The sequence below is a fragment of the Salinisphaera orenii subsp. orenii MK-B5 genome (assembly GCF_003788635.1).
Classification (GTDB): Bacteria; Pseudomonadota; Gammaproteobacteria; order Nevskiales; family Salinisphaeraceae; genus Salinisphaera; species Salinisphaera orenii.
The window spans coordinates 65,401-78,872 of the sequence record NZ_AYKH01000041.1 but is presented as its reverse complement, the minus strand read 5'-3'; the positions used below and the strand labels follow the sequence as shown (position 1 = coordinate 78,872).

Annotated in this window: 12 protein-coding genes; 6 read left to right on the top strand and 6 right to left on the bottom strand. The window is 68.2% G+C overall.

The features are described 5' to 3' along the window. Nucleotides 1-25 precede the first annotated feature (25 nt). Entirely contained in the window at nt 26-679 is a 654-nt protein-coding gene (gene maiA, locus SAOR_RS14240) for a maleylacetoacetate isomerase (protein WP_123632011.1), read from the bottom strand. Nucleotides 680-746: 67 nt separating this feature from the next. Between maiA and SAOR_RS14235 the strand changes: the two genes are divergently transcribed. The 4 genes from SAOR_RS14235 (at nt 747) to SAOR_RS14220 (ending at nt 4,933) form a co-directional block, all read left to right on the top strand. Then, nucleotides 747-1,106 carry a DUF4870 family protein gene (locus SAOR_RS14235; protein WP_123591884.1) on the top strand — a complete coding sequence of 120 codons (360 nt, stop codon included), beginning with the start codon at nt 747-749 and terminating at the stop codon, nt 1,104-1,106. Next, nucleotides 1,103-1,591 (top strand): hypothetical protein, encoded by a 489-nt coding sequence (locus tag SAOR_RS14230; protein ID WP_123591885.1) that lies wholly within the window; start codon nt 1,103-1,105, stop codon nt 1,589-1,591. Before SAOR_RS14235 ends, SAOR_RS14230 begins: the two co-directional genes overlap by 4 nt. Before the next feature lie 196 nt (nt 1,592-1,787). Next, nucleotides 1,788-3,812, top strand: coding sequence for a hypothetical protein (locus tag SAOR_RS14225; RefSeq protein WP_123632010.1), 2,025 nt, complete (start codon nt 1,788-1,790; stop codon nt 3,810-3,812). Beyond that, a complete protein-coding gene (locus SAOR_RS14220) occupies nt 3,809-4,933 on the top strand; it encodes a histone deacetylase family protein (protein ID WP_123632009.1) in 1,125 nt (374 codons plus the stop codon). Before SAOR_RS14225 ends, SAOR_RS14220 begins: the two co-directional genes overlap by 4 nt. A 70-nt stretch (nt 4,934-5,003) precedes the next feature. Here SAOR_RS14220 and SAOR_RS14215 read toward each other — a convergent pair whose 3' ends face one another. Both SAOR_RS14215 and SAOR_RS14210 read right to left on the bottom strand, forming a co-directional pair. Next, nucleotides 5,004-6,230 carry an ATP-grasp domain-containing protein gene (locus tag SAOR_RS14215; protein WP_123632008.1) on the bottom strand — a complete coding sequence of 409 codons (1,227 nt, stop codon included), beginning with the start codon at nt 6,228-6,230 and terminating at the stop codon, nt 5,004-5,006. A 187-nt stretch (nt 6,231-6,417) separates the two neighbouring features. Beyond that, nucleotides 6,418-7,341 carry an ROK family protein gene (locus SAOR_RS14210; protein WP_123632007.1) on the bottom strand — a complete coding sequence of 308 codons (924 nt, stop codon included), beginning with the start codon at nt 7,339-7,341 and terminating at the stop codon, nt 6,418-6,420. A 646-nt stretch (nt 7,342-7,987) separates the two neighbouring features. Here SAOR_RS14210 and SAOR_RS14205 point away from each other — a divergent pair. Both SAOR_RS14205 and SAOR_RS14200 read left to right on the top strand, forming a co-directional pair. Continuing rightward, nucleotides 7,988-10,333: an ExeM/NucH family extracellular endonuclease gene (locus SAOR_RS14205; protein ID WP_123632006.1), complete on the top strand. Its 2,346-nt coding sequence runs from the start codon at nt 7,988-7,990 to the stop codon at nt 10,331-10,333. A 56-nt stretch (nt 10,334-10,389) separates the two neighbouring features. After that, nucleotides 10,390-10,962 carry a hypothetical protein gene (locus SAOR_RS14200; protein ID WP_123632005.1) on the top strand — a complete coding sequence of 191 codons (573 nt, stop codon included), beginning with the start codon at nt 10,390-10,392 and terminating at the stop codon, nt 10,960-10,962. Between the two features lie 179 nt (nt 10,963-11,141). Here the strand turns inward: SAOR_RS14200 and SAOR_RS16975 are convergent, their stop codons facing one another. From SAOR_RS16975 to SAOR_RS14190, 3 genes are all read right to left on the bottom strand, one after another. Continuing rightward, complete coding sequence (locus tag SAOR_RS16975; protein ID WP_221180008.1) at nt 11,142-11,765, bottom strand: GGDEF domain-containing protein; 624 nt, start codon at nt 11,763-11,765, stop codon at nt 11,142-11,144. Further along, nucleotides 11,735-12,328 (bottom strand): hypothetical protein, encoded by a 594-nt coding sequence (locus SAOR_RS16970; RefSeq protein WP_221180007.1) that lies wholly within the window; start codon nt 12,326-12,328, stop codon nt 11,735-11,737. Before SAOR_RS16970 ends, SAOR_RS16975 begins: the two co-directional genes overlap by 31 nt. Nucleotides 12,329-12,449: 121 nt before the next feature. After that, the gene (locus SAOR_RS14190) at nt 12,450-13,457 is read right to left on the bottom strand and encodes a LysR family transcriptional regulator (RefSeq protein WP_221180006.1); all 1,008 of its coding nucleotides are present in this window, start codon (nt 13,455-13,457) and stop codon (nt 12,450-12,452) included. Nucleotides 13,458-13,472: the final 15 nt, after the last annotated feature.

Below are 13,472 nucleotides of genomic sequence, written 5' to 3'. Positions count from 1 at the left end.
ACCCGGCGCGGCGGGCCGGCGCGGGTCAGCGGGTGTCGGGCTGGGTGTCCGGGTCCGCGGCCTGAAAGGCGGCCATGGTCATGCAGGCGCGATAGACGCGGCGGATGGTCGGATAGTCCGACAGATCGACCTGATAACGTTCGGCCAGCGACACCTGGGGCACCAGACAGACGTCCGCCAGGCTCGGCCGCTCGCCGAAGCAGTAGCTGTGCGCGTCGTGCTCGCGGGCGTGGCCGGCGAGAATGGATTCCATCGGCCCGAAGGCCTTGTGGATCCAGTGCTCGAACCATTCGCGGCGCTTGTCATAGGGCACGCCCATGGCGTCGCGCAGATAGCGCAGCACGCGCAGATTATTCAGCGGGTGCGTGTCCGCGATCGCGATCTGGGCGAAGGAGCGGATGCGCGCGCGCTCGGCGATGTCGCCTTGGATCAGCGGGCGTTCAGGATAGCGCTCCTCGAGATATTCTAGAATGGCCGACGACTGGGATATCACCAGATCGTTCTCGGCCCACAGCGCCGGGATGAGCCCCTGCGGATTCACGTTCAGGTACGACAGTCGATCGCCCCTGGCATGGTCCAGATCCGTGAGGATCGACTTGTAGGACACGCCCTTGTAGTTGAGCGCGATGCGCACCCGGTGCGCCGAGACGCTGCGATGGTGAGTGAACAGCTGAAGCATGAGCCGGCGACCGTTTTCGAACGCGATTGACGCCCGATTCTAGCAAACTGACTGCCCTGCCCCACCCATGACCATGGCCCATCACCCCGACAACACGCCGGCCACGCGCAGCGAGATCGAGCGCAACGTGCTGCTGGTGACCTACGTTCTCTACGGTCTGGCGTTCTTCGCCGGCGTCACCGCGATCGCGGGCGTGATCATCAATCACGTCAAGATCGGCGACCGGCGCGACGGCGTGGCCTGGACGCACCACCGCTGGCTGATGCGCACCTTCTGGTTCGGGGTGCTCTGGTCGCTGGTCTGCCTCGTGCTGGCCGGCGTCGGCATCGGCCTGGTCGGCTATGTCGTGCTCTGGATCTGGTTCGTCTACCGCATCGTGCGCGGCGTGCTCGCCTTCGCCGAACACCGGGCCATGCCGGCGCCATGAACGATATCGACCATCCGCGGCCGGCCGCCGGCGCCGGCGGCGCCGGTGTGACCTTGGGCTACCTCACCGCCGCCGCCGTGCTCGCCGCCCTCTGGGTCGGGGTCGGCGTGGTGCTCATACCCGTCATCGCCGTGCTGGCCATCCCCCACGGCCTGGCCACCGGCGGCGCCGATCCGGTGATCGCCGGCCACCACCGCTGGCTGATGCGCCATCACCTGTGGTCCGCCGCCACCCTGCTGCTGGTGCTGATCGCCCCGCTGCTGGCGATCCCGACACTGCTCGACACCACCATGACCGTGCTCAACACGATGGCCTACGCCCCGCACCCGATGGAGACGCTGGCCGCCGCCTGGCCGGAACTGGGCATCGGCACCCTCATGCTGGCCGCCTTCGTCGCCATCGCCGGCTGGCTGATCGTCACCCTCTGGCTGAGCGTCCGCCTGATCCGACGCTGGCTGCGCTGGATGGATCGAGCCCCGGCGTAGCGCCGGTGGATGCCGGGGCCGCAGGCGGCTCAGCGTCGACGCAAGCCGGCAGCGCACGGTGCCGTGGCCACGCAGCCGTTGTGTTAATGTCGCCGAAACCCATTTGCCGGACTGTGCCGAACGGTACACCGCGGTGCGATGACCGGCGTGCGGACATCACGCCGCGCACGCGCAGGCCGGGCTCCGGAGGTCGTACTTGGGTGAGCCCACCCCTTCACAGACGCCGCGGTTCGCGAGACTGACCGAGGATTTCGAAGCGACGCTCGAGCGCCTCGAGACGGCGCCCCGTTTCTCCAAGTTCAACCATCAGTCCCAGCTGCTGGCCCGCGCGCGGAAGCTGCTGAGCGATCCCGCGGGCATCGCCGCGCTGTACGCTCACGCCGGCCGTTTCGACGCCGCCGGGGTGTTCCTCGGCGGTGACTGGTACGACCCGGCCGATCTCCAGCCGGGCCTGGCCGGCAGCACGCTGCGCGCCGGCGGCGCCAACGCCACGCTGGAGTGTCTGAGCGAACTGCGGCTGCTGGCGATCGCCCAGGGCGAATGCCGCAGTGCGTCGATGGATGCCGCCGGTGCGCGCAGTTTCCTCGAGCAGGTGCTGGCCGCGAACCTCGATCTGCTGTTCCCGGTCGCCACGGAGGAAACCCGCGAGGCGGATCCGGCGATCGGCGAGCGCGTGCGCACGCTGTTCGAATTCATTCTCGAGCGCATCGGCGCGGCCACGATCCTCAACGCGCTGGTCATCGAGGTCGAGCGCGTTCTGCTCCAGCGCCCGATCATGATCCAGCGGGCGGAGGCCCTGCTGCGCGCGGCCGACCGGGCCACCGCAGAGCTGCCCGAGGACGACGCCGCGGCCACCCGGGCCCGGGCGTGGATCCACGCGCTGAAGGGGCCGAGCCGTCTGTCGCGGGCGGGCAGCCGCGACGACTATGTCGCCGCGCTCGCCGCGCTGGATACCAACGCGCTCGCCGAGGAGGCCCAGACCTTCGGCGATGCCATGGCGCGCACCGGGCTGGTGTCCGCACAGCACGCCGATCTGCTGTGCCATCTGGTGGACCGGGCGCCGGAGCTGGTCGGTCCGGCGCTCGCCCTCAACGCCGTCGGCAAGGTGAGTCTGGGTGCCCATCAGACGCTGATCTCGGAGCTGATCCAGTTCGCGATCCGACGCGAGACCGCGCGCTCGATCTACGGTCTGTCGAAGCTGCTGGAACAGGGCATGACCTTCATCCGGCCGGTGCTGCCGGGCCTGCGCCGGCTGATGGTGCTGGCGATCAATCCGGAGGTGGCGGCCACGCTGCGCGAGGCCAGCGAATGGACGGATCCGCCGGACGCCAACGTACTCCTGCTCGCCGGCACGCTGTCGGTGCTCGGCCAGCCGCGCGGCGTGGATCAGGGGCTCAACCCCACATGCCAGTCGGCCCGGGCGATCAGCCTTTGGGCCCAGAACGATGTCGGTTATCTGCTCGAACTGATCGCCTACGCCGCCCGCGAGAACGATCTCGTCCTGCAGTTCGAGGGCCTCAACATCCGCGCCAGCGAGCTGACCTTCGGTCTGGCGACGGAGCTGCATACCGAACTCGATCCGGTCTCGCTGCTGCTGACACCGCACCTCGACCGCATCTACATGGAGATGAGCCGCCACACGATCGGGCGCATCGGCGACGGTCACCGCTGGGTCAACCCGGAGCTGCACGGCTGGTGGGTGCATCGCGGCTTCGGCGAGCTGATCGACACGGCCACCGGCACGGTGACGCGCTGCGACGATTTCATCCGCGATTTCCACGCCGCCTATCATCCGCTCTACAACGGCGGTCGGGATCTGGTCTATGCCCAGCCCTGCGGCATCGCCACGACGAACCATCAGGGGGCGCTGGTGGGCTGGCACGCGATATCGATCCAGCGCGTGGCCTTCGATCCGGCCGGGGAATGGCGCGTCTACTTCTTCAACCCGAATCGCGACAAGGAGCAGAACTGGGGACAAGGTATCGTCACCTCGACCCACGATCACGGCGAACTGGAAGGCGAGTCCTCACTGCCCTTCGAGCAGTTCCTGGCGCGCGTCTATGTCTTTCACTACAAGACACGCGAGACCGGCGACCCGGCGCGGATACCCGCGGACGCCGTGGCGCGCGTGCGCCGGCGGATCGCCGACAGCTGGGCCGCCGACATGCCCTGGAACGACGAGCAACCTGTGGACATCGACGCCGCCGGTGACAAGGCATGAACAACCCGCTGCTGATCTATTACGACTACGCCATGCTCGGGCACAATCCACACGGCTGGGACCCCGAGCATCCGGAGTGGACGGATGCGGTCAAGGCGATGATCGCGATCCAGTACCCGGACGCCCAGCTCGAGTCCTATGCGCATCCGGAGCGCCCAGAACGCCTGACCGCGATCGTCGATCGCCTGCTCAAGGCCGCGGTGGACAACGTCCGCTGGGCGCTGCCCCTGCCGGCCACGCCCACCGAGCTCGAGCGCGCGCACACCGCACAGCATGTCGCCTATATCGAAGGTCTGGAAGGCGAATCCGGCTGGCTGGCCAAGGACACGACCGCCGTATCGCCGTTCAGTGTCGCCGCGGCGCGTCTGGCCGCCGGTGCCGGCGTCAGCGCTCTGGAAGCCATTGCCCGCGGCGAGGCAGAGCGTGCCTTCTGCATCGTTCGTCCGCCGGGCCATCACGCCCCGGCCGACCAGGCGATGGGCTTTTGCCTGTACAACAACGTCGCGGTGACCGCCGCGCATGCCCGCGCCGCGCTCGGCTACGAGCGCGTGCTGATCTGGGATTGGGACATGCACCACGGCAACGGCACCCAGGACATCTTCTACGATGATCCCGGCGTGCTGGTGATCGACAGTCATTGCGCCGCGCCCTTCTACCCGGGCACCGGGCACCTGGAGGAGACCGGCGCCGGCGACGCCACCGGCTACCACCTCAATGTGCCGCTGCCGCCGGGCTTCGGCAACGCGACGCTGATCGACGTATTCGAACAGATCGTCCACCCCGCAGCCCAGGCTTTTCGCCCGGACCTGATTCTGGTCTCCGCCGGTTTCGACTGCCACTACCTGGATATGACCTGTGCGATGGACGACACCGGCTATGCGGTGCTCGCCCAGCAGATGGCCGCGCTGGCGGATTCGCTGTGCGGGGGCCGGCTCGTCTGTGTGTTGGAAGGCGGCTACAACGCCCAGGCCCTCGCGGACAGCACCCATGCCCTCGTCGGCGCCCTGGCCGGCAGCGCGCCTGTCGCCGCGGTCAACGTGCTTGCAAACGATCCGGGCCGCGCCGCCGTGACCGAAGCCGCGGCGTACCACGCCGACAACCTGGCCGCGCTCGCGCGCTGATTCTCGCGCCACAAAAAAACCCCGCCCGGCCGAAGCCGGAGCGGGGTTTCGCTATCGGGGTGGCCGCCGATCAGAGGTAGAAGTCCAGCTCCTCGTTGCGCTTGAGCCAGTCGCGCATGCGGTGGGCGTTGTCGCCGAAATAGAAGATCAGGCCCCAGTGGGTGCCGAAGGCATTGCGCTTGGTCACGGTCTCCTGCAGGGGTTCCGTCAACTCGTGGAAGTCGAAGTACTCGTGCTCCTCGACCTCTTCGGGAATCGCGAGCTTGCTGACCACGCGCTTGCGCGGATAGACGCCGAAGCAGCCGGCATAGCCCTTCGCCCCCGTAACCGGCTCGGGGAAGAAGTTGCGCACCTCGTCCTCGGTGGTCTTGGGATCGAACACCAGCATCGAGGCCTGATAGGCGTTGAAGCCGTAGGCGCGCTCGATCAGCTCAAAGGCCTTGAAGCCCGGCGGCCGATAGGCGACCTCGCCGAAGTACATGGTGCCGTCGGAGGTCACGAAGTACTCGGGATGGATCTGGCCGAACTTGATGTCGAAGGCCTCGATCAGCAGTTCGATCTGCTTGGTGATCAGGGCCCGCCAGGATTCCAGCTCGGGGGTCGCCGGCACGAAAACCGAATAGCCGAGCGTGACGTATTCGGAGATGTTGAGGAACTGGATCTCGCCGTTCCAGATCCAGGCCTCGACCGCGAACTCCCAGCCGTCGAGATGGCTTTCCATGAGCAGCGGATACTCGGCCTCCGGGATCTGCTCGATCTCCTCGGCGGTCCGGATCATCCGATGACCGAGACAACCCGCCTTGTCGAAGGCCTTGAGGTGGATCGGATCGTCGACGTCGCCGTCGAGCTTGAGCAGCGTCTGGTTGACGCGCTTGAAGAAACGATAGACGTCGTCCTTCTCGTGGGCTTCCTCGAAGATGCCCACGCGAATGCCGCCGAGCTGGGCGCGGCGCTTCATCAACGCCTTGTCGCGGAACAGCACGGCCTGGCCGTGCAGGCGCGGGTTGCCCATGAGCACGGCGTTGATCGCGCCGGCCCATTCGACGACCTCCTCGAACAGCGGCACGGCGGCATCGACGCCTTCGTCCCGCAGTTTTTCGGCAATCTCCAGCGAACGGTCGTTCAACCGCTCGAAGTTCCACGCCATGTAGGGGATATCGTGCTGCTTGCAGTAGTCCTCGGCCCACTCGGGCGCGACGACGATGTAACGGCGATCGAAACGCTCGGCGGCCTCGATGGCGCCGAGAGACCAGCCCAGCAGGGCGATATAGCCCTTGTCCGGATCCTTCTCGCTCATGGCTTTCCGTTGGTCAATGGAGTTCTTGATGACGGTAGCACACTCTCATTCGCACCGACGGCGGCCGCACCAAAACGCATGGAACGCGCACTGAATAAGAAGGCTTAATCGATGAAATGCGGTGATCGTGACGACACGACTTGCGTGAACACCCCAACGCGAGGCAGCCCGCGAGTGCCGCGGCGCGTCAGGCGCCCGGCCACAGCCGCGCTGCGCCGCGCACGCCCGAGGCGGCGCCGTGCTGCGCCGGACACAGCGGCGTATCCACCTGATCGGCAAAGACGTGCTGCGCCCAGACCTTGGGCACCTCGCTGTACAACCAGCGGATCTGCGACAGCCCGCCGCCGATGACGATCACATCCGGATCGAGCAGATTGATGACCATGGCCAGCGCCCGCGCGACCCGCTCGAGCCAGGCCTTGAGCGTGGCGCCGGCCAGCCGCTCGCCGGCTTCGGCCCGCTCGACGATCTCGTGCGCGCTCAGTTCGTGGCCGCCGCGACGCATGTGGTCGGCCGTCATCGCCGGCCCCGACAGCCAGGTCTCCAGACAGCTGTCCATGCCGCACCAGCAGCGCGGCGCACTGCGGACCTCAGCGGCCCGCGCCCAGGGCAGCGGGATGTGCCCCCACTCGCCCGCCACGCCGTTGCAGCCGGTCAGCAGGCGACCGTCGATGACCACGCCACCGCCGACGCCGGTCCCCATGATCACGCCGAAGACGCTGGCGTATCCGGCTCCGGCGCCGTCGAGAGCCTCGGACAGCGCCAGACAGTCGGCGTCGTTCGCGATGCGCAGCTCGCGCCCGATCGCGCTCTGCAGATCCACCGCCAGCGGACGGCCGTTCAGACACTGGGAATTGGCGTTGCGCAGCAGCCCGGAACGCGGGTCGACGCTGCCCGGCGTGCCGATGCCGACGGGCAGACCGGTGACCGCGACATCCTGTTCCAGCGCCTGCACCAGATCGACCACCGCGGCCACGGTGGCGTCGTAATCGCCCTGCGGCGTGTCGACGCGTCGCTGGCTGCACACCTGATCGGCGGCGTCGATGACCGTGCCCTCGATCTTGGTACCGCCCAGATCGATGCCGAGCCGCAGTCCCGACGTGGCGCTCATCGACCGCACCCGGCCGATACGGCGCGGGCCGGCTTCCTCCGGGCCACGCCAGGAGCGACTCGATCGATCGTGGACAATGTCTTCATGCGCCGTCCCGGCCGTGCCAATGCGTTCGTCATGTTAGCGCGAGCCGTCCCTACGGGCACAGCCGCGACCGGTGCAAGACCCGCAGCACAGGCCGTCGGAGTCGGAGCGTCACTGATCCGCCGCTCCGACCCGCGACCAACCCGCTTGGATTCAACGGCGCCGATCGCTCGGCCGGCGCGACGCGGAACCCCACCGTCCGCTGCACCGCGGGTACCGAACTCCACCTCGCCGGCTTACCGCACGTTCGGCCCGCGTGCCCACCGACACCACATGGAGAGCGCCTCGACGCCGGTTCTGCGGCGCTCCATCGGCGTCGAGCGGCCGACGCCCGGCTGCCGGCATTCGTGGCAACCGGCCGCTGCTACCAAAACTGAACCCCGAAACAGTCGGATGTCACGGAATCTTCTTATAACGCGACCTCCAGCGCCAGGTTGCTGAGCCGAAAGTGGTTTCACTTGGGCCGTGCCCCGGCCCGGCGTGGCCGCGCCGCGGCCGTAGCGTGGTCGCAACATGGGCTCGCCACGCTGCCCCAACCAACGGAAAAATCAGGGAGACAGCCGTGACCTCATTCGGACGAGCCGGACTCGCCGCGCTCACGCTGGGCGCATTCGCGCCCGTCGTGCATGCCGCGCCGGGTCTGTTCTTCAGCGAGTACGTCGAAGGCAGCAGTTACAACAAGTCGCTCGAAATCTACAACCCGACCGATGCCGCGGTCGACCTGGACGACTACGCGATCGCGGTGTATTTCAACGGCTCGGCCGACGCCGGCGCCACGATCGCGCTAGAAGGCACGATCGAAGCCGGCGAGACCTTCGTGTTCGCCGACCAGCGTGCCGACGCCGTCGTGCTGGCCGCGGCCGACCAGACCTACGGCGGCTCGCTGTACAACGGCGACGATACGATCGCACTGCTCGACGACGGCGCGCCGGTCGACGTCATCGGCCGCATCGGCGTCGACCCCGGCTCGGCCTGGGGCTCGGGCAGCGTCTCGACGCGCGACCACACGCTGCGCCGCGATACGTCGGTCACGAACGGCCGCGCCGACGGCGACACGCCCTTCGATCCCGCCAATGAATGGAGCGGCTACCCCGCCGACACCTTCGCCGATCTCGGCACGTTCGGCGAGTCGCAGCCGCCGAGCACCGTCGCCTTCGGCAGCTGCGGCGACGACGCCACCGCCATCCACGCCATCCAGGGCCCGGGGGCCGATTCGCCGCTGGTCAACGAGATGCACGTCGTGGAAGCGATCGTGACCGCCGTCTACGGCGGTTCGAACGGTCTCGAGGGCTTTTTCGTACAGGCCGCCGACGGCGCCCACGACAGCGACCCGCGCACCTCCGAGGGCCTGTTCGTCTACACCGGCGACACCGACGACATCGCGGCCGCGGATTTCGCCACCGGCCAGCGGGTGCGTCTGCGCGGCGAGGTGACCGAGTTCAACGGCCTCACCGAACTGCGGCGCACGGACCGGGCCGCGGTCTGCGGCAGCGGCTACGCCGTGTCGCCGTCCCTGCTGGCCCTCCCCTTCGCCAGCCCGGACGCGCCGGAAGCGCTAGAGGGCATGCGCGTGACGCTGCGCCAGCGTCTGACCGTATCCGGCAATTACACGCTCGGGCGTTTCGGTGAAGTCGTGCTCTCGGCCGGCGGTCGCCTGCAGACGCCGACCAACGTGGTCCCGCCCGGCGAACCGGCTCGCGCGCTGGCCGAGCTCAATGCGCGCAATCGGCTGGTGCTCGACGACGGCCTGTCCACGGAGAACCCGGATCCGGTCATCTACCCGGCGCCCGCGCTGTCGGCGTTCAACACGCTGCGCCTCGGCGACGCGGTCACCGGCATCGAAGGCGTGCTGAGCTACGGCTTCGGCGACTGGCGCGTGCAGCCCACGGCGACCCCGGTCTTCGACCCGGTCAATCCGCGGCCGACACCCGCGGTCCTGCCCCAGGGCGGCAACCTGCGGGTGGCCAGCGCCAACGTTCTGAACTTCTTCAACGGCAACGGCCAAGGCGGCGGCTTTCCGACCGCGCGCGGCGCCGACAGCCCGGAGGAGCTGGCACGACAGCGGGCCAAGCTGGTGGCGGCCATCACCGCGCTCGACGCCGATATCGTGGGCCTGATGGAAATCGAGAACGACGGCTACGGCCCCGACAGCGCGATTCAGGAACTCGTCGACAGCCTGAACGCGGCCGGCGACAGCGACGCCAGTTATGCCGTCGTCGATCCGGGCAGCCCGCGACTCGGCGCCGACGCCATCGCGGTGGGCCTGATCTACGACAGCCAGCGGGTCCGCCCGGTCGGTGAGCCGGCGACCCTGACCACCACGCCCTATGTGACCGGCAACCGCCAGCCGATCGCGCAGACCTTCGCCGCGCCCAACGGCGGCCGGGTGACCGTCGCCGTCAACCATTTCAAGTCCAAGGGCAGCTGCCCCGGCGGCGACGATCCGAACGCCGACCAGGGCGACGGCCAGAGCTGCTGGAACGTCCTGCGGACACAGGCCGCCGAGGACCAGATCGACTGGCTCGCCGACGATCCGACCGACGGCGACACCGATCAGGTGCTGGTCATCGGCGATCTCAACGCCTACGCCCAGGAGGACCCGATCACCGCCTTCGAGCGGGCGGGCTACCGCACGCTGCTCGAGCGCAGCGACGACACGCCGGCCACGACGTATGTCTTCGACGCCCAGAGCGGTGCGCTCGACCACGCGCTGGCCAACGGCGCGCTGCAGGATCGAGTCCTGGCCGCGGTGCCCTTCCATATCAACGCGGACGAGCCGCCGGCTCTGGACTACAACATCGAGTACAAGTCGCCGGCCCAGATCGGCAGCTTCTACAACCCCGGCCCGTATCGGGCCTCCGATCACGACCCGGTCGTGATCCAGCTCGACCTCGCTGCGCCGCAATGAACGCGGCGACCCATACGACCCCGCTCACATATTCATCGACCCAGGGAGTACAGACCATGAACCGCTTTCTTTCCACCGCCGCCCTGACAGGCGCCCTGCTGTTCGCCTCCGCGGGCGCCCAGGCCGGGATGATTCACTTTTCCGGTGCCGTGACCGGCTTTGCCGACCTCGGCGGCAACCCGGTGGCGACTCCCGTCTCGTCGTTCGCGGTGGGCGACGCCTTCAGCGGCGTACTGGATGTCGCCGACGAGGCGCTGGCGCCCGGCGCAGCCTTCGGCAACGCCGACATCCGCGACTACCGGTTCAGCGTCGGCGATACCGCGCTGACCAACGACCGCACCTCCATCGCCGGCACGCTCGGCCCGAACGGCCTCGGCCTCGACGACTTCCTGGCCTTCACCGGCATCTCGGCCCTCGGACCCGCGTGCAGCTTCTGCAGCGCCGAGATCACCGAGGACGGCTTCACCATCGACCACTTCACCGCCGGCGGCCGCATCCTCGGCGACCTGACGGCCACCGTCGAACTCAGCGCCGCCGACGTTCCCGCGCCCGGCGGCGTGCTCGGTTTCATGGGCCTGGCCATGATCGGGGCGCTCGCGCTCGTGCGCCGGCGCGATATCGACGGCTGATCGAAGGACCGGCCGCACGGGCCCGCGTCATCAGGCGCGGGCCTTTTTCGTACATGCCGATCAAAGTGGCGGGATGCCGGGGAGAGCTCGCTCGGCGGGGCCGTTGGCATCGCGCCTATCCGGCCGCCGCTACTACCTCGCGTGAGGGGCCGTGCGCTCGAACCGCGGTCCGTTCCGGCCTAGCCGTTGACCACGCGGCGCCTGTTCCTCGACCGCTTGATCGCGTACATCGCCTCGTCGGCGCGGGCGAGCACTGCTGCGCAGTCGCGCTCCCCCGGCGAGGAATTGACCGCACCGATGCTCGGGCCGGCATAGTCCAGCCCGGCCACACCGAGGTCGAATGTGCCGGACGTCACCTCGGACAGGCGTTCCCGCATCGCCGCACGGCCCGCATCCGGCGTACCGGAGGAACAGGGCCCGAACACCACGAATTCGTCGCCGCCGATGCGGGCCACGAAGTCGCCACCGCGCAGCGCGTTCTGCAGCTTCTCGGCGATCGCGATCAGAAACCGGTCGCCCGCATCGTGGCCGTAGGCGTCGTTGATCTGCTTGAAGCCGTCGAGATCGATGAACGCCAGATGGAGGACCTCGCCGCGACGTTCGGCGTTGGCCAGCGCCCGATTCAATTCGCTGACCATGGCTCGACGGTTCGGTATCAGCGTGAGCGGATCGGTCAGCGCGAAGGCCCGGTAGGAGTCGTGCTCGCGCCTGAGCGTCTCGAGCAACTGCTCGCGTTCGATATGACGCCCGATGAGCTTGGCGAACACCCGCATCAGGCGGCGCGCGTCGGCCGCTTCCGGCACCCGCGTCGTGCTCGCGCCGCACACGTGCCGTAGACGCGATCGTCGCCGATCGTCACCGGTTCGTTGACGTAAGTCACCAGACCGAGCTCGCCCGCCGCGGCCGAATCACCCCAGCGCGTCGGCACGTCCGTGGCCCAGGTCACGTCGTCCTCGAGCGCGCGCTTGCAGAGCGTGTCGCCCCAGGGCACCGTCAAGCCTTCGGCGACCGTCAGATCGCCGCTGTTGCGTGCGAACAGGATATCCTGGATGCCGCGGTCCGTATCGATTCGCGTCATATAGGTCGATTCGAGCCCGCTCACGCGTTCCAGAATCGACAGAAACGGGCGCACGAGCGCCTCCAGATCATCGCTCTCGACCGCCGTCGCGAGCTGCTCGAGCACCTCGTCCATCGTCTTGTCCCCTCGGTTATGTCGGCACTTAACCGATTGCCGGCGGCGGGCGCATCCCCATGGCCCGCACGCCATCGCGGCGCTGTCCGATGGATCGAACAGCCCGCCGTGCTCTCGCGAAAACACTATCAATCCCCGTGGCGCGGCGCGAACGTCATCGGGATTACCTTGCATCGCCGGCCGGCCGATGCCGCAAGCATTGCGGCATGGCACAGGCTACGGCCGGGAAACACGCATTGCCGGCGCTCGACCGGAAGCGGCACCGCGGGTCAGCCCGAGTGTCACGACGCTCGCGCTATCGCCTGATCGATGCGGTGCGGTCCCAGATCGGCGGATCGCCCACCGCTTCCAGCACGTGATCCACAAACGCCTGGACCTTGCGCGGACCGAGACGCGGGGCGGCGTAGAGGATGTGCACCGAGCGCACCTCCGGAGCCACCTCCCACTGCCAGCCGCCCAGAAGCGAAACCAGACTGCCGCTCTGGAGTTCCCGATCGATGAGCCACGTCGGAAACAGGACGATGCCCTGACCCAGCACCGCGGCGTGCCGCAGGCTGGGCGCATCGTCGCTGTACAGCGAGCCGTCCACATCCAGGCGCTGGAATGCCTCCGCGCCGTGCTCGCGCCAGTACCAGTGCTGGCGACCGTACTCGCCCTGGTAGCGCAGGCAATCGTGTCCGCGCAGCGCCTGCGGCGTATCGGGCCACCCGCAACGGCGCAGATAATCGGGGGCGGCAGCGACCACATAGCGCATGGGCGCCAGGGTGCGGGCCACCAGGTTCGACGCCGTCAGCGGGCCGACGCGGAAGGTCACGTCGCTCGCGCTGTACACCGGATCGACGATGTGGTCTGTCAGCCGCAGTTCGGTCCTGATGTTCGGGTATCGCTGTGAAAAGGCCCGAACGAGCGGCACGACCTGGCGCTCGCCAAAGGCGACCGGGGCATTGATGACCAGCATCCCCGTCGGTTCGTCATGCGCGGCCCGCACCGCATCCGTCGCCTGATCGAGGTCCGCGAGCAGCGGGCGGATCGCCTCGATATACCGCGCGCCCGCTTCAGTGAGCGCTACGGCCCGCGTGTGCCGGTGAAACAGCGTCTGGCCCAGACTGCGCTCGAGTGCCGCAATCTGTCGCGACACCGAGGACACCGCCCGATGGCTGCGATGCGCGGCGGCGGTGAAACCGCCCGTATCCACGACCAGACGGAACGTCCGCAACGCGTTGAGATCCAGATTGCTTTTCATGCAACAAATAATTGCAAAATTTGCGCTTGTTGCAAGAGCCGATCGGCGGACAATCGACATCCATCCACTCCAACC